This is a genomic window from Methanimicrococcus blatticola, from assembly GCF_004363215.1.
Taxonomy (GTDB): domain Archaea; phylum Halobacteriota; class Methanosarcinia; order Methanosarcinales; family Methanosarcinaceae; genus Methanimicrococcus; species Methanimicrococcus blatticola.
The window spans coordinates 24,103-40,281 of record NZ_SNYS01000010.1 but is presented as its reverse complement, the minus strand read 5'-3'; the positions used below and the strand labels follow the sequence as shown (position 1 = coordinate 40,281).

Below are 16,179 nucleotides of genomic sequence, written 5' to 3'. Positions count from 1 at the left end.
TTTAATAACCTCCGCTGCCGATTTCTGCGAATTCCGCTTCCATCTTGTTCATGACATCCGTAAGCATCGCGTCGAAGTTTTCTTCGTACTTGATTTTACCCAATTCTGCTTTGGAATCCATAGCAACCAATGCTTTAACGGGTGCGCCGTCAGCCAAATACTTCGCAGCGAGTTCGTCCCATCTCATGATGCTCTTAAGGAGCTTGTACTGTTTGTCAAATGAACAGTATGTGTCAACGGGGTGGAAAGAGTTCTGCTGAAGGAAGATTTCACGAATCATACGGGCAGATTCCATTGAAACCTGCTGAGATTCCGGCAATGCGTCAGATCCGACCAACTGAACGATTTCGTTCAATTCAGCTTCAAGCTGGAGGATTTCCATTGCTTTTCCGCGAAGGTCGTTCCAGTCAGGAGCCACGTTTTCCGTGAACCACGGTGCCAAAGTTTCCTGATAAAGCGTGTAACTGTTTAACCAGTTAATCGCAGGGAAGTGTCTCTTCTGTGACAGCTTTGCATCCAAAGCCCAGAACACTTTCACGATACGGAGTGTGTTCTGCGTCACAGGTTCGGAGAAGTCACCGCCGGCCGGAGAAACCGCACCGATAACAGTGATAGAACCTGTTGCGTCATTGAGAGATTGAGCCACACCGGCACGTTCGTAGAATTCTGCCAAACGTGCGGACAAGTAAGCCGGATAACCTTCTTCACCGGGCATTTCTTCCAAACGGGATGAAATTTCTCTCATAGCTTCGGCCCAACGGGAAGTTGAGTCGGCCATCAAAGCAATGTCGTAACCCATGTCACGGAAATACTCGGCAATTGTGATACCGGTGTAAACGGATGCTTCACGAGCAGCCACAGGCATGTTGGACGTGTTGGCGATCAAAACAGTACGTTCCATGAGCGGGCGTCCTGTCTGCGGGTCTTCGAGTTCCGGGAACTCGTTCAAAACTTCCGCCATTTCGTTGCCGCGTTCACCACAGCCGATGTAGACCACGATGTTTGCGTCAGACCATTTTGCAAGCTGCTGCTGCGTCACAGTTTTACCGGAACCGAACGGTCCGGGGATAGCTGCGGTTCCGCCTTTTGCGACCGGGAACATTGCGTCAAGGACACGCTGACCGGTAATCAAGGGGATTTTCGGAGCTAATTTTTTGGTAACGGGTCTGGGTGCTCTGACCGGCCATCTGTGGGCCATTTTCAGTTCCGTTCCGTCTTTCAATTTACAAACGACATCGTCAACCGTATATTTGCCGCTCTTAATTTCAGCGACTTCGCCGCCTTCCATGTTCGGGGGCACCATGATACGGTGTTCAATGTTTTCGGTTTCCTGAACGGTACCGATGACATCTCCGGGCTTCACAGTGTCGCCTTTTTTGACACATGCGTTAAATTCCCAGAATTTGTCGTGGTCCAGACCGTCAGCAGACACTCCTCTTTTAATGAAGTTGCCCATTTCGTCTTTCAAGACGCTGAGGGGTCTTTGAATACCGTCATAGATACTTTCAAGCAAACCCGGTCCGAGTTCAACTGAGAGAGGAAGACCTGTATTTTCGACAGGTTCGCCGGGTTTAATACCGGAGGTTTCCTCGTAAACCTGGATGATGGATTTGTTTCCAACAATTTTAATGACTTCGCCCATGAGTCCTTCATGACCGACTTTAACCACATCGTACATCTTTGTGTCTAAGTCGACCACGGTAACCACAGGTCCCGCCACTCGATAAACTTTACCTTTTACTTCCAAAGATCAACACCTACCGCCTGTTTTATTTTATCCCTTAAATTCGTCGAGCCTTCGCCTGAACCGCCAAGCGTAACAACGGTCGGCTGAACGGAAGCGTTCAATGACGCTTTGAGTGACTCCGGCAGTTTTGAAACATCATCATTGTGCATAACAAGGATGCCGACATCTTTATCTTCCAAAACGGCGCGAACAACAGGTTCAACGCCTTCGATGTCTGTTTCATAAACTTTACGGATACCGGCAAGCCGGAAACCCGTTACGAAATCACTGCTTCCAACTACTGATATTTCCATTAAAGAATCACCAACCGGTCTTTGATTAATTCATTGTCCATGCCAACCGATTTTCCGCGAATGATAATTCTTAAATTACGGACTTCGTTGGATTTGTAAATGATGAATTCCAAAATCGGAATAATTGAAATCAAGAAACGACGAGAATTTTCGGTTACTTTCGTCAAGTTGAACCTCGTGAGGCGTGCTTCAACATCTGTCAAAGAAACGGATTTGAGATCCGCGTTTTCGAGAACAGCGCTGATAACATCCCAGTAAGGCGTTAAACGAAGTGCTTCAATGAAATCATCATAGCATAAACTCTTCAACTTGTCCGTATCCAATGCGAGGCCGTGCGGAATCATCATAGAAGAAACATCTTCAATAATACATTGTGTTCCTTCACTTTCTGCATTTTCAAGGGCTTCATACTTTTTGACACGGAGAAGCAAACTTAAATTTTTGATATCGATTTCTCTGCGAACAAACTGATCAAACTGTTTACGGTCTGCAGAACTCGGCAAGCCGATTGCTTCAAAAAGATTCTCATAATAGAATTTGTCCAATTCGTTTTCGATTTCAGGGAAGTTTGTTCCGTCAAATCTCTTCAAAATCGGACCGTAAGGAGAGTCGCTGAATGATGCAATAATCTCATCAACGTTCTTGGTGACCAAGCCGGATAAGAATGTGTAGCGAAGTGCGCCGCCCGTCACCAAAGCTTGTAAGATTTGGTCTTCGGGAATGTTGTGCAGCTTGCCTCTGAGAATAGTCTTAATGTCATCAATATCGAAAACACGAAGATATTCGCGGACAAGTTCATGGGGTTCGCCTTCCGTAATTCGTAAGACTTTTTGGGAAGATTCCGCCATGTTTCTGTTTAACGCATGTTCAATCAAGTTGACACCGGTGTACTCTCTGGAGAGTTCGTCGATATCTTGCTTGTACTCGGATTCCCCGATTTTGCGTGTAATTTCATCCAAACTCATGTTTAAGAATCTGGGATACGCATCGCGGGGGAAAAGTTTGACTCTCATTGCACGAATACGGGTGACCGCATACGGATAGTTGGATGACCCTTTTCCAAATGCCGGCAGACGGGAAGGAATGTGTTTGGAGACGGAGTCCGGCAGCTGATCCTGCACGTATTCCGAAATTTCCCTAATCTTTTGCGTATTCAGCATTTGTAATCACCCGTTGAGAATATCAGAGATAGATTTCAATGAACGGTCATAAGCACTCTTGATAATCAAATCATATGTAAAATCCAAGCGAACTGTTCCTTCCTTGTTTTCGATAACAATACCGCCGATACAGTCGATATTTCCGCCGTATTCCAAGGATGAGAGTTTCTTGACGATTTTTTCTGATTTTTTATTAGAGTAAATCCGGTGACCGTCTTTTTCATTCGCTTCAATCAACGCTTTGAGGTATTCCTCATTTTTGTCGGCAGGCAAATCTTCAATTCGCTCAAGGGCTTGACCATAGACTTGATCCAATAAGGTTTTACGTTTGTTTAAAGCAATACGCTTGACCTCTAAATTGGCGCTTGATAATACCTGCTGGCGCTGTTGTTCGAGTTTTTCTTCAACCTCGGCAAGACGGGACCCCAGTGCTTCTTTGGAAGCCTGGCGTGCCTCTTCGATAATCAAGTCAGAAGTCGATTTCGCTTCATCGTTGATACGTCGGACATCTGCTTTGGCGCCCTCAGTAATATCATTTAATACGATTTCCAGTCCCATGCTAACACCTTTAAATTAAGGGCGGAGACACATGATCCCCGCTCTTAAGTTTTCGAATTTAGATAAGAATTGCAACGACGAGACCGAAGATAACGATGGTTTCCGGAAGAACGGTCAAAACGAGTGCCTTACCGAAAAGGGATTCGTTCTCGACCATTGCGCCGACTGCTGCTGCACCGATGACTTTTTCAGCCCATGCGGATGCGAAACCTGTACCGACGATTGCGATTGCTTTTGATAATGCTGCGAGACCTTCTGTTGTAAATTCCATAGATTTATTCCTCCAAAATATACTTCTTTAAGTGACCAAACGGTTTGTAAATTTTGCCCCCGCTGGCATAGAATTTGCCGAAGAATTCGACATACTGTAATCTGAGCGCGTGTAAACCGGGAGCGATAATACTCAGAACAGTGTTTAATGAGTGTCCGAGAATAAAGATCAAAATTGATATAAACATCATGACACTGAAACCGTCCGCCGGGGTCCAAATGAGACCGCCGAAGGCGATGTCGTTGACAGTTGATGCGATGTAGATAGAAGAAAGACCAACCGCGATAATACGCGTATAGGACAAAATGTTTCCGAGAAGACCCGGAATTTCAATCGGTCCTTTGATACCTTCGCCCTTAGCGAGCATAACGACACCGATAACTGCAATAATAGCACCGACGGCGATGCCGACTGTGCCAAGTCCCAGGTACCATGCAACGATTGCTGCGATGACACCGATTTCAAGAACGATCCAGCTGAGTTTTTCCAAAACTGCATGCTTAACACCATGTTGGCCTTTCACGTCGAAGAAACCGACGATATAACCGACGTTAAGATGCAAGAATCCGAATCCGGCTGTAGCGATCAAAAATGTCATAATCATGTGTGTTCTGTGGATCGGGAACATTAAAGGTTCGCCGGCAATGATACCGAAATCAAAAACAATTGTTTCCAGCCCCGGAATCAACCCCGGTGTATAGACACCGTGTGACATTAAACCCGCAAGCGGGAATCCCATAAACTCACCATAAATGATACCGAAGAACAAAGCAGATATTTGACAATAAATAAGTACATACATCAATTTTTTAACAGCGTCCGATTTCATGAATTTCATCACGAGGAAAGCCAAGGTCATCAAAACGAGGGCATAACCGATATCACCGAGAATCATACCATAGACTAACGGGAAGGAAATGGCCAGAATAGATGACGGGTCAATTTCGTTGTACTTCGGTCTTGAATATAAGTCAACAACCGCTTCCATCGGACTGGCAATCTTTGAGTTTTCATACTCCACCGGAATCTTTGCAATCTCTTTTTCGTCATGCATATCGACTTCGAGTGTTGTAATGTAAACACCATCGTTGGTTTTACTGGAAACCGCTGCGGTGAATTCATCAAAGTTGTTCGTCGGGACCCACCCCTCAATGATAAACGTGTGTTCGGACGTGGCAATTCTTAAAGGCAGTTCGGCTTTCTCACTCAAAATACTGAGGAATTCATCGCTTGCAAGGATGAAGTTTCCGTATTTTTCGTTAAGGGCCGCACGCTCTGCAATTAAAGACTCAATCTGTGCTTGTATTTCTGATTTTTCAGCTTCAAGCGCTGCGTAAATGTCGGACGGATATCCGGATTTATCAGGCGCTTTCATTTCTCTGTAACCCATGTCGGCAAGGACGGATTGGATGTCCTTTTCAAATTTCTTTGCAACAAAAAGAACAAAGAATTTGGAGCCGGAGTCAGTGAAAAGCTGGTAGGCATCAGTAATTTCAAGAAGGCGTGATTCGTTAAGAGAAGAAACAGTACCTGAAAAAACAGCTAAATTATCGTAGCCGCTGTAATACTTTAAGTCAATATCGTAACCGAGGAAAGGAAGAACTTCTTTTTCTGCGGATTCGAGATCTTTGACGCGAGCATCTAAGCGGGATAATTCCTCTGCATTGCGGTCAATTTCTTTGTCCATTTCTGCCAACTTCACATCAAGCTGCTTGGAAACATCGGATTCCGTTAACGGAACGGTTTCACTTGTCGGCTTGACGTTTAAAGCATTGGCAATTGAACGGACTTTAACGAGCTTTCTTGAGACTTCTTCGCCGTATTCAATCGGCATACCGATTTCAAAATCAGAGTCGTCACCTTCGACAAAGTCCTCTACGTGAAGCAAATCTGCTTCATATAAGGCATCGACCGTCGTCTCAAGATGTCTCTTGTGACCGGCGATCAAAACTTTGGTCATTCGTTTCGGGTAACTCATACGCGTATCTCCCTTTCAAATTCCTCGAGTAAAAAATCAACAGCCTTTGGAATATTTGATTGGGATTTCATAGCTACAGATTCGGCTTCGCGAACACCTTTCTCAACAATCTCATTGCGTTTGGCATCGATTTCAGCTTCGCCGGATCGAAGAGCGTTTTGAGCGGTTTTCACCGCGTCTTCTTCGCCATCTTCAACGATTTGGCGGGCTTCAGCGCGTGCTTTTGCAATTGTCTGATTCTTGGCTTCGGTGGCCTCGCTTACCGCTTTTTTTGCATCTTCTTCTGCCTTTTTAATTTCAGATAAGATTTCATTATTAGCCATGCGAATACCGTCTCTATATTTTATAACGGATAATCACTGCGAATGCAAGGATTATGCCGTCAGATAAAGGGTAAAGTAGTCAATTCATTACCCCATATATAAGCAAATTGGTTAAAACAATTCATTTTCAATGACTTATTGAACCACTTTCGGCTTCAACCATGAACAATCATGACAGAATCTTACAGCGAGAACAAAGCCTCCAACACATGTTTTAAACCAAAAGCTCCAAAATGCAAAACGAATAAAGAGAGACTATATTAAAAAGGTTTTGCCGAATTTTCAAAAAAGTGAACAACCGACTGAAATGTAAACGTTCGGCTTAATCATGCAAAATCATGACAAATATATTAGAAAAGAAGGGGTTGTTTTTGAAAAGAGAAAATGTTGTTAACCCCACCACCCGTTTTTGTACCATGACAAAAAGAGAGCATATCCAAGAACTATAAAAGAAACAATGGATGAAAACCATTTATTTTCCCAGACTCCTAAGAAATAAGAAACATAAAGAATCAAAGAACAAAATGCAATCAAAATTCCGACAACGCTGATAATTTTAGAATAATCAGACGTTCGCGACATTTTGGGAGCGAGAATTGCATAAAGAAGAAGAAGACCGCCCCAACCGCCGATAAGAAATAAAGAAAGCGGTAAACGCATATCAAGATAAATGTCATAATAGAAGAAATGAGCACAGACAATCAATAAGGAATTTAAAAAATGAGTTTAATTTTTGTATCTTTATTCATAAGTGATCTCCTTAATTGTTCGTACGTGCTCACTTCATAAATTTATTCCGCAGATTTAATTTTTCCAAATATTTACTAAAGTTTCCGTCGCGTTAAAAGGATCGTCGGAGGAAGCGATTGCGCTTACAACAAAAAATCCGTCGATGCCTGTTGCTTTAAGGCGCGGTAAATCTTCTGCTTTGACACCGCCGCCGACAACAATCGGCAAAGGACTTAATGTTTTTAATTTTTGAATCTCATCAAAAGTACGCTCAATAACGACGCCGTTGACCAAACCGCAATCAGGCTTTGTTTGCGTTTCATGCAGCGGGCCGGCTCCGAGATAGTCGACGATTCCGGGTTTAAAATTTTTGACATAATCAAAAAGTTCTTCAGAACGGGCGGAAAGACCGACAATTGCGTTTTCGCCGAGCATTTCTCTTGCGAACTCAACAGGAATATCACTTTGACCGAGGTGAACGCCGTCAATTTTAACGCCTTCCGCTCTCAAAGCCAAAGCAATGTCTAACCGGTCATCAATAACAAGCGCGATTTGTTCGCTTTTGCCGGCTTTTTTGATTTCTTCAGCGGCAATACGCCCCAACTCCATGATTTCCCGCGCAGATGCTGTTTTAGACCGCAGTTGGAAAAAAGTAATTCCGCCCGCGATTGCTTTTGAAAGAAGATTTTGAAAAGTATCGTCGGGTTTAAGATTTTCAGGACCGGCGATGAAATAAACAGATAAATCAAAACTTGTCCGAAGATGATTATGATGATTAAGAGGAACAAGAGAGTTAAGAGGATTAGCTTCAATTTCCACAAACTCAGCTCCTCAATCGCATTCCTGCAAAGTTAAATGTTTTTCCGAATATTCTGCGATGTCTGACGGCGTTAACAGACTTAAGTAATCCACAAAAGCGGTTTGAAATGAAAATGTTCCAATCTTTCCGCCGGACACGGCTTTATCAGACGCGGCTTTATAGAAAACAGAAGCTGTAAGAGCCGCCGTTAACGCATCGGTCACCGCCGCAAACACCGCCATCACACCGCCGAGAGAACAGCCGGCACCCGTTATGCATTCCAGCATTTCCGAGCCGCCTGTTAAATAATAAGCTTTTTCAGAATTTAAAATAAGATCAATTTCACCGGAAACCGCCACCGCTCCGCCTGTATATTCGGCAAGTTTTAACGCGGAACTTGCGGCTTCTCTGACAGTATCAGTGGAATCAACGCCTTCGACTTTTCCTTTAATTTCAGTTTCCAGCCCCCAAAGATTTGCCAAAGTAATGATTTCGGATGCATTTCCGCGAATAATGGTTGGCTTATACTGTTTTAAATCTTTCAGAACAGAAGTGCGCGTATCACCAAGACCGGCCGCAACCGGATCAAGAACCCACGGCTTATTTGCCTCCGCTGCCGCTTTTGCCGCTGCCGGAAGAGATTGGCAGGCAATCGGCTGGAGTGTCCCGACATTAACATAAATTGATTTTGAAACGAAAGCCAAAGGCTCGGCTTCATCGGGCAAGAAGCACATTGCGGCTCTGCCGCCGACTGCAAGTTGCGCATTGGCAACAAGATTAATGGTTACAAAATTCGTCCAAGAGCCGACAAGAGGATTTTGTTTCCTGACTTCTTCAACGGCCGTAGAAATGTTGCGGACAACTGCGTCCGCTGTGTTTATTGTGTTCATATTTTTCCTTCCGCCGGAATTACCCGGATCAAGTTAAACGGTATGATCTCAGCCCCATCCTTAAAGGATGATATCAGCAGGTTTCCCACCCGCAGGCACCCGTATTTAAAAGTATGTGATTTTTAAAAATGTATTAAATATATTAATGCGGACCGTAAGACCGATATTTGGAATAATTCCCCGGCATATTTATTACTTTCGGATTTGTCAGCCTGCTTTTTGGAGGATTGGTTGACAAATCAAAATAATAAAACAATCCAAAAAAAGCAATTCAAAACAGCAAAGCTGTTCAAATAAAAAGTAAAAAAAATTAAGAAAAGAAGAAAATGAATATTCAAAAATTATTCACTGACCGGCCCGAATTCTTTTTCAGCCTTTGATTTCAAATAAGCCATTCCGATTAAGTAGAAGCAAGAGCAAGCGAGAACTGCCATTTGAGTCCAAATCGGCCATTCCGCGCCGATGAGATACATAATGTATAAAATCACAGAAAATACAATCGCGCCAATCATCCATTTATTGGAATATTTCAGACCGGAATAAGCGAACGAAATGAGAATGGGCGCTACGATGATGATACCGATTGAGAAATAGCTGAATTCGCCGGCGACAATTTCAAAATAATAATTCACAGCGAACCCGACGGCGACCAATACTAAAAAAATAAGAATTGAAGAGATTGTTTCTTTCTTTTTATCCATAAAAACACCACATCCGATAATAAGTCAATGGCTTTCATGATAAAAGGTCTTTTGCTGCCGAGATAAGCAGACAGCGTGAAAAAAGAAAAGAGAAAAGATGAAGGGCGAGAGATTATTTTCTCGGCCCGACATAATAAGGCAATTGTTCGCCTTCGGGAATTGTATGAATATATTTTTGGCGGAATTCGGGGTCGCGCATCATACAAACCATGGATTGTTTTTTGTAGGCGGGGTGTTTGCCCATTGCCGACCAGATTTCTGTGAGCGGCTTGTCGCGAATGTTGCCGAATGTGAGCGGCGTGTACGGGCATGGCAGCGCATCTCCTGTTGACGCGATATGCATCCAGCGGTTGCCGGCAAAGCAGCCGAACATATCGGGCCCCATCAGGTACGGCAACGCCGTCACGCGCGGTCCTTCGGGAGTTGAATTTTTACTCTTGTGGAACGCTTCCAACCGCTTGGCGTCAGCGCGAGTGAGCACTTCATCTTCGTGTTCTTTCCAGTTGCCGACGGCGATAATTCCGGTCATGGACATTTCATCCATGTCGAGATCGATTGCCATTTGATACAAATCGTCAATGTTGTCGATGTTGTAGGGTGAAATTGTCAGATATAAGTCTGTCATGATTCCCGCGCGTTTGGCGGCTTTTGCGGCTTCGACGGCACCTTCAAACGCGCCTTTTCTTCCGCGGAATTTGTCATGAACTTCGGGGTCGGTACTGTCAAAACTGATTTTCGCGGAATAAAGACCGGCGTCTTTGAGCGCTTTAGCGCGCTCGTCGTTGAGACGGAAGCCGGAAGTGAACATGGAAACCGTTGTTTTGGTTTTATCGATGTTGCCGATAATTTCGGGGAGGTCGTTTCGAACCATCGGTTCGCCGCCGTCAATCGTAACGAGATAAGTGCCCATATCCAATGCCTGATCAATTGTGTTTTTAATTTCTTCAACCGTCATTTCATTGTTCGGCGCCATCATATCGGCCGCGCCGCAGTGAATGCATTTGTTCGGGCAGCGCGGAGTCACGCCGACAGAAACCTGATCGGGAATTCTTTTATTCAAAAGTGAAAAACCGATTTGAGAATTGATCAAACGGTTGAAAACGGGCCCGGGAATTTCCGGAATCCAAGTTGAGAAAATAATTTTATCATCTGTTGCGGAAATCGGCTTTTCTTCCTGAAAAACCGCGTTGATTTTATTGATCATCGGTTTTGCCGCAATTGAAAGCGGCCCCGTTGCTTCCAGAACAACTTTGCCGTCAACGACATCGGCATTGATTTTAACGACTTTATAATCATAAATTTGCATTGGATAAACCTCTTTTTGAAATATGAAAGTTAATTAGAAAAGGCTGCATATAAAAATTTGCAATCTCACTTTTAAAAAAAATAAGCGTTGATTCAGCGAAAATAAAAAAAAGGAAAAGAGTTGACGAAATCAACTCTGAGCCGGCGCGAATCTGACGCTGTCCATCAAATCATTCACGTAATCAACGAGCGCGAGTAATTTTTCTTTGGACGGAGAGTCGGCAACGCCGGATAATTCGTCTTTGGCGCGAAGCAAATAAGCTTCGGCGACGCCGACCGTTTCTTTAGCAGCGGCATCGGCATCCATTGAGCGTATATAAATTGAGAAAAGGCTGTCGGAAAGAACACCGGATTCTTTGTCTTCGTAAACCCCGAAATCTTCGAGCAAGTCGTCAACGATTTGATAAGCCATGCCGAATTCATAACCGAAGCGGCCGAATTTTTCAATCATTTCTTCATTGCCCGGAACAGCGACACGGGAACCGATTTTTGCACTGATTTCAAAGAGCGCGGCCGTCTTTTTGTAAATGCATTCGGTGTATTCATCCATTGTCATTTCGCCGCGCTTGATGCCGGCATCCAGAACTTCGCCTTCGGAAAGCAAAGCACCGGAATGACCGAAGTCCCAAACGATTTGTTTTTCATAAACGGAAATCCATTCGATTGCTTTGGCAATCAAAAAATCGCCGCACAAAATTGCCGCGGCCGGACCGTACAGTGTGTGAAGTGTTTGCTGATTGCGGCGCATCATACCTTCATCCAAAATGTCATCGTGAATCAAAGAGGCCGTGTGAATGCCCTCGATTGCGAGACAGGCGTTGATTGCATCTTTATAATTACCGCCGCAAGCACCGCAGGAAAGTGTAATAACAAGCGGGCGAAGTTTTTTACCGCTCGCGTTAAACACATGACTCGTTATTTTTGTTAAAGACGGCAGTTCGGAAATATTCGAAACCGCCTCAGTAATAGCATTTATAAATGTTTTATATTCGTCCCATTCTTCAATTTTCATATCAGAGTCGACCTCATGTAACCAAATTTAAAGTGAAAATATAAATTTAAACTGACCTATAATCCGCTCCGATATTATATATTGCTTTTGAATCAGATATAATAAATAGTGTCAGAGGGAAATGATGCCGTTTGACCAAAAAAAGAGACAGCTCATTTTCATATAATTAAAAAACCGAGGGCTTGCGCACGGCGACGCCCATTAAACAAAGATTTTCAGTACCGCCTTAACCGTGGCAAAGCCGCTTAAAAATCGAGAAGCGATTTTTAAATAAGCACCTGATGAGATCGGAGGCGGAGACGTAAAACGCGTAAGCGTTTCACAAACGCCGCCCAAAATTGTTTTTTGAAAAATTCCGAGCGGAGCGAAGGATTTTTACTCAAACCTTCTTTCGGCTTCGTTCCAGTCAATAATATTCCAAACAAGTTTCAGATAATCGGCGCGCCTGTTTTGGTAATCCAAATAATAAGCGTGTTCCCAGACGTCAATGACTAAAACTGTTTCCATGCCTTTTGTAATCGGATTTTCGGCATTCTGTCCTTTAACAATTGAAAGTTTGCCGTTTTTGTCTTTTGCCAAAAAAACCCAACCGGAGCCGAAAAGGCCGATGCCGGCGGCTTCAAATTCTTTTGTGAAATTTTCAAATGAGCCGAATGTGTCGTCAATCGCTTTTGCGAGTTTGCCGATCGGTTTGCCGCTGCCTTGCGAAACGAATTGCATGAAGTAAAGATTGTGATTCAAAACTTGCCCGGCGTTGTTGAAGAGCGGACCTTCCGCTTTCTTGACGATGTCTTCCAAAGACAGATTTTCAAACTCGGTTCCTTTGATGAGCTCATTTGTTTTGTCAACATATGTTTTGAGGTGTTTTCCGTAATGGAATCCGATTGTACTTCTTGTGATGACAGGTTCTAAAGCGTCCTGTTCATAAGGCAATTTAATGTATTCGACAGCCATAATTAATCCTCCGAATGATTGAATAAAACAGATAGGCATTATTTTTATAAATATGATTGTATGAATATTATTTACATCTTCCAATATACCGGGATATATCAATCAACAACCGCCCACTTTCACCGCGCTTGAAGAACTTTTATATTTTAACAACGTTTGTCATCCTTATGACTCTTGAACCTGTTCACATGAAAGAAATTTCCGACATCGCGTCAGAAATTGAATACTCATACACCGAAAAAGAGTCACAGGACATTTTTGAAATTTTTAAATTATTATCAGAACTTCGACAGGATGACAAAATCATTTTAAAAGCCGTCGGCAAACTTTTCCGCGCGTCAGCCGATGTGCGGCGCATGAGCCTGACGGAAGACGAATATAAAGTGACTTATTCTTCCGACAGTGGCAGCACGAATCCGATTCTTTTTGAACGCGGTTTGTTTTTAGACATCTGCCACGCTGCCATGGCGTCAACCCCGACAGACTTGAATCTGCATCGCAAAAGAACCATTGTTTGCACCGGGTTTCCATCGGGAAAGAAAACAAAACTGCCGGAAAATGAATCCTGGAAAACGTTTGATGACGGGTTCGGGCGAAGCAAAGTGATTCAAATTGATCCGTCGGTTTTAAAAATTCGCGCGGGACGGATGGTTCATGATTATTCGATTTACGCGTCCGAGTCGGAACACATTTTATGGACGCAGCCGGACATGGATACGACCGGATTTTTCATCATGGACGGACCGGTTTATCCGAAACAGCTGATGTTTTGGATGGGAACGAATTCAGACAAAGTTCTGATTCGGCATGACAGAAACGCGAAAAAGATTCTTCAGAACTATATTGACATCATGGATTTCCATTTGGAAAACAAAATGCCGGTGATTGGTTTTGTGAAAAATCCGGCAGAAACTCAAATTTTGAATTTGCTTCGGGAAAAAGCAAAAGAAGAGAAGATATTTACGGAACTGCCGTGGGCAACCGACACGCAGCTTTTCAAATCGTTTTTGAAACCGGAAAACGAGAGTGAAGCCGCCGAAAAAAAGAAAGAAAACGCGGACAGCGGAAACCGATTTAAAATCACATATTCGAATTGGTTTATTCAGCCGAACCAGTTTTATGACAAAGAAATCAAACCCAATTCACCGCTTGTTGATGAAACGCTTCGCCGTAAATTTGATGACGAAGATTATCTGCCGGTTTTCTTTATGGTTCGCGTACCGTTTGACGGAACTCAAATTGTCTTTAAAATTGAAAGCATATACGGGCTCATCAAAGATGATGAAATGAGACGAAAAATGACGAAAAAGGTATTGTATGAATTATCAATCGGAAAAGTTCCGGAGACGCTTTTGAAAGCGGATTCCATTGCGAAAATCAGCTCCAATGAGAAGAGTGAAATCAGAGAATTATTTACAAAAGACCCGGCGGAAAAATCTTATAATGAAATAAGGTGGGGAGATTTAGATGAGTTTTGAACAAAATGAGAACAAATCAAATGCATTTGATTTTGATAAATTTGAACAGGATTTGGAAAAACAGGCCTTTCAGGAATTTGACGACTATGATGATGATAAATCAACGCCTGTTGAGACGATCGAATCACAAAAAGATTTGGAAGAAGCATACGGCATCGTGACAACCGGTGTCGAGCCGATTGAAATTGCCGGAACCGCTTCAAAAATCATCGGATACATTGCCGCGGCGCAGCGTGAAAAAGCGCGCCTCGGAACTTATGTAATTGTTCCGTATGAAAATGAGAATCTGTTCGGCAAATTCACAAAACTCCAATACCGCCAGGAATTTACAGTGGATGACGCGACTGAAATTCACTCAAACCGCATGCTTGCAAACAAACGTGATATTTCCGCTGGCCGCCGCATCAATGAAGAAGATTACAAGCTGCTCGCTTTGATTGAGCCGATTTGCATTTTGTATGAGAAGAACAAAAAAGAAGGCCTCCAAAGACGAATGGCGGACAGAATTCCCAAACCGAATACACCGATTCTCCCCGTTTTTGATAAGGAAATGGTTCAAACCGGCTTAAATATCCCCAAAGAAGGCATCTTTTTAGGTCATTTAAGCGTCGGCGGCGAACTTGTCAAAACCCATTCCGTTCCGCCGACGGTTGCTTATTACATGAGAAATGATTATTCATCGGGCGATCCGCTCATTTTCCGTCATATGCTCGTTTGCGGCAGCACCGGTACTGGAAAAACATTCCTGACAAAAAACATCCTGCGCCAGTTTGAAACAGAAAACAGCCGTTACCGCCAGCGAAGCGATCACAGCATTCAAAATATGCCGTGTCTCGTCGTCATGGATCCGCAGGATGAATATTCCCAACTTTATGAAGACAATCAGCTTTCAGAAGCCGATAAATTCAATTTCGATTCTGAAAAAGTCGCGTATGGCGGCATTAAAACAACAAAAACATTTACCGCCAAAGTTGACGGCGAACGCTACGCCGGAAAATCCAGAGCGGAACAAGTTGAATTCACGATTCCGTTTTCGTTTGTTCAATACAATCCGTGGATATTGGAAACCGCCGAACTGACAGAAAATCAGCGCAACGGCCTTGAAATTTTGATTGCCGATTATTTCAAAGACACAAAAACCAAAGGCAAAACGCCGACATACATCGGTTTCAAGGAATTTGTCGAGGACCCGTTCAACAAGGAATATTATACGGAACAAACCGACAAAATTCATGAATCCTCTTACGGCGGCATTGTCAGAAAAGCCCTCAACAAAACGTACGAGCGCATTTTCGATAAAGACGCGAAACCGATTACGGAATTGTTCAAAACCGTTTTCAAACCAGGGCAAGTTTCCGTTTTCCCGACGGAATACATCAACAATTCCCGCATCCGCGATTTGATTGTATTAACAATGATGACAGTCATCGTTGACAATAAACTCAACACCTCCGGCGACGAAGATGTGAAAAACACGCCGATCATTTTGGTTTTAGACGAAGCGCACCGCTACCTTTCAAGCTCAGCCGGAACGCTCTCCGGAAAAATCATTTCCAAATTCGCCGAAGCCGCCAAACAAGGCCGAAAAGAAGGTTTAGGCTTGTTCTTAATCACACAAGACCCGCAGGACATTGAAACTGAAATTTTAAAACAAATCAACACAAAAATCGTTTTGAATCTCAACAACGACGCGGCGATTAATGCTGTCAAAGTTCCCTTGGAATATGAAAAGCGCGTCCCTTATTTGAAGAAAGGGCAAATGATCATTCACAGTCCCGATAACGGCGATATTGTGGAAATTACAGGGCTTTCGAATTGTGTTGTGAAGCATGAATGATCTTGGCGAAGCCGAGAATCGCGCAGCGATTTCTGTAAATACCGCCCTCCCTCGCCCATGAAAAATTCCGAGCGAAGCGAGGAATTTTTGGGCACACGATCATTCACAGCCCGGATAACGGCGATATTGTTGAGATTACGGGAC

Annotated in this window: 16 protein-coding genes; 2 read left to right on the top strand and 14 right to left on the bottom strand. The window is 43.5% G+C overall.

The genetic code is table 11. The annotated features are described in order from the left end of the window. Window position 1: 1 nt before the first annotated feature. From C7391_RS06870 to C7391_RS06805, 14 genes are all read right to left on the bottom strand, one after another. Window positions 2-1,747, bottom strand: a complete 1,746-nt coding sequence (locus tag C7391_RS06870) for an ATP synthase subunit A (protein ID WP_133517821.1) — start codon at window positions 1,745-1,747, stop codon at window positions 2-4. Continuing rightward, the gene (locus tag C7391_RS06865; protein ID WP_133517820.1) at window positions 1,738-2,040 is read right to left on the bottom strand and encodes a V-type ATP synthase subunit F; all 303 of its coding nucleotides are present in this window, start codon (window positions 2,038-2,040) and stop codon (window positions 1,738-1,740) included. Before C7391_RS06865 ends, C7391_RS06870 begins: the two co-directional genes overlap by 10 nt. After that, on the bottom strand, window positions 2,040-3,200 hold the full coding sequence (ahaC, locus tag C7391_RS06860) for an ATP synthase A1 subunit C (RefSeq protein WP_133517819.1): 1,161 nt from the start codon (window positions 3,198-3,200) through the stop codon (window positions 2,040-2,042). The genes C7391_RS06865 and ahaC overlap by 1 nt, the downstream gene beginning before the upstream one ends. Window positions 3,201-3,206: 6 nt before the next feature. Further along, a complete protein-coding gene (locus C7391_RS06855) occupies window positions 3,207-3,758 on the bottom strand; it encodes a V-type ATP synthase subunit E (protein ID WP_133517818.1) in 552 nt (183 codons plus the stop codon). Window positions 3,759-3,816: 58 nt separating this feature from the next. Beyond that, complete coding sequence (locus C7391_RS06850) at window positions 3,817-4,029, bottom strand: V-type ATP synthase subunit K (RefSeq protein WP_133517817.1); 213 nt, start codon at window positions 4,027-4,029, stop codon at window positions 3,817-3,819. Window positions 4,030-4,033: 4 nt separating this feature from the next. Next, on the bottom strand, window positions 4,034-6,007 hold the full coding sequence (locus C7391_RS06845) for a V-type ATP synthase subunit I (protein WP_133517816.1): 1,974 nt from the start codon (window positions 6,005-6,007) through the stop codon (window positions 4,034-4,036). Continuing rightward, window positions 6,004-6,330: an ATP synthase archaeal subunit H gene (gene ahaH, locus C7391_RS06840; protein WP_133517815.1), complete on the bottom strand. Its 327-nt coding sequence runs from the start codon at window positions 6,328-6,330 to the stop codon at window positions 6,004-6,006. The genes C7391_RS06845 and ahaH overlap by 4 nt, the downstream gene beginning before the upstream one ends. A gap of 390 nt (window positions 6,331-6,720) precedes the next feature. Then, window positions 6,721-7,035, bottom strand: a complete 315-nt coding sequence (locus C7391_RS06835) for a hypothetical protein (RefSeq protein ID WP_133517814.1) — start codon at window positions 7,033-7,035, stop codon at window positions 6,721-6,723. A 99-nt stretch (window positions 7,036-7,134) separates the two neighbouring features. Continuing rightward, window positions 7,135-7,878 (bottom strand): thiamine phosphate synthase, encoded by a 744-nt coding sequence (gene thiE, locus C7391_RS06830; protein ID WP_208107080.1) that lies wholly within the window; start codon window positions 7,876-7,878, stop codon window positions 7,135-7,137. Window positions 7,879-7,890: 12 nt separating this feature from the next. Beyond that, window positions 7,891-8,748: a hydroxyethylthiazole kinase gene (gene thiM / locus C7391_RS06825; RefSeq protein ID WP_133517813.1), complete on the bottom strand. Its 858-nt coding sequence runs from the start codon at window positions 8,746-8,748 to the stop codon at window positions 7,891-7,893. 341 nt (window positions 8,749-9,089) lie between these two features. Further along, complete coding sequence (locus tag C7391_RS06820; RefSeq protein ID WP_133517812.1) at window positions 9,090-9,449, bottom strand: hypothetical protein; 360 nt, start codon at window positions 9,447-9,449, stop codon at window positions 9,090-9,092. 112 nt (window positions 9,450-9,561) lie between these two features. After that, window positions 9,562-10,755, bottom strand: a complete 1,194-nt coding sequence (locus tag C7391_RS06815) for a radical SAM protein (RefSeq protein WP_133517811.1) — start codon at window positions 10,753-10,755, stop codon at window positions 9,562-9,564. A 129-nt stretch (window positions 10,756-10,884) separates the two neighbouring features. Continuing rightward, entirely contained in the window at window positions 10,885-11,766 is an 882-nt protein-coding gene (locus C7391_RS06810) for a polyprenyl synthetase family protein (protein ID WP_133517810.1), read from the bottom strand. 375 nt (window positions 11,767-12,141) lie between these two features. Continuing rightward, complete coding sequence (locus C7391_RS06805) at window positions 12,142-12,720, bottom strand: superoxide dismutase (protein ID WP_133517809.1); 579 nt, start codon at window positions 12,718-12,720, stop codon at window positions 12,142-12,144. A 167-nt stretch (window positions 12,721-12,887) separates the two neighbouring features. Between C7391_RS06805 and C7391_RS06800 the strand changes: the two genes are divergently transcribed. Then, on the top strand, window positions 12,888-14,198 hold the full coding sequence (locus tag C7391_RS06800) for a DNA double-strand break repair nuclease NurA (protein WP_133517808.1): 1,311 nt from the start codon (window positions 12,888-12,890) through the stop codon (window positions 14,196-14,198). Beyond that, complete coding sequence (locus C7391_RS06795) at window positions 14,188-16,035, top strand: ATP-binding protein (protein WP_133517807.1); 1,848 nt, start codon at window positions 14,188-14,190, stop codon at window positions 16,033-16,035. Before C7391_RS06800 ends, C7391_RS06795 begins: the two co-directional genes overlap by 11 nt. The last annotated feature ends 144 nt before the right edge of the window (window positions 16,036-16,179 follow it).

What these genes read in the sequence shown, in the direction of transcription:
- C7391_RS06865 (WP_133517820.1), bottom strand. Translation starts at nt 2,040, where the DNA reads ATGGAAATATCAGTAGTTGGAAGCAGTGATTTCGTAACGGGTTTCCGG.
- ahaC (WP_133517819.1), bottom strand. Translation starts at nt 3,200, where the DNA reads ATGCTGAATACGCAAAAGATTAGGGAAATTTCGGAATACGTGCAGGAT.
- C7391_RS06855 (WP_133517818.1), bottom strand. Translation starts at nt 3,758, where the DNA reads ATGGGACTGGAAATCGTATTAAATGATATTACTGAGGGCGCCAAAGCA.
- C7391_RS06850 (WP_133517817.1), bottom strand. Translation starts at nt 4,029, where the DNA reads ATGGAATTTACAACAGAAGGTCTCGCAGCATTATCAAAAGCAATCGCA.
- C7391_RS06845 (WP_133517816.1), bottom strand. Translation starts at nt 6,007, where the DNA reads ATGAGTTACCCGAAACGAATGACCAAAGTTTTGATCGCCGGTCACAAG.
- ahaH (WP_133517815.1), bottom strand. Translation starts at nt 6,330, where the DNA reads ATGGCTAATAATGAAATCTTATCTGAAATTAAAAAGGCAGAAGAAGAT.
- thiM (WP_133517813.1), bottom strand. Translation starts at nt 8,748, where the DNA reads ATGAACACAATAAACACAGCGGACGCAGTTGTCCGCAACATTTCTACG.
- C7391_RS06820 (WP_133517812.1), bottom strand. Translation starts at nt 9,449, where the DNA reads ATGGATAAAAAGAAAGAAACAATCTCTTCAATTCTTATTTTTTTAGTA.
- C7391_RS06815 (WP_133517811.1), bottom strand. Translation starts at nt 10,755, where the DNA reads ATGCAAATTTATGATTATAAAGTCGTTAAAATCAATGCCGATGTCGTT.
- C7391_RS06810 (WP_133517810.1), bottom strand. Translation starts at nt 11,766, where the DNA reads ATGAAAATTGAAGAATGGGACGAATATAAAACATTTATAAATGCTATT.
- C7391_RS06805 (WP_133517809.1), bottom strand. Translation starts at nt 12,720, where the DNA reads ATGGCTGTCGAATACATTAAATTGCCTTATGAACAGGACGCTTTAGAA.
- C7391_RS06800 (WP_133517808.1), top strand. Translation starts at nt 12,888, where the DNA reads ATGACTCTTGAACCTGTTCACATGAAAGAAATTTCCGACATCGCGTCA.
- C7391_RS06795 (WP_133517807.1), top strand. Translation starts at nt 14,188, where the DNA reads ATGAGTTTTGAACAAAATGAGAACAAATCAAATGCATTTGATTTTGAT.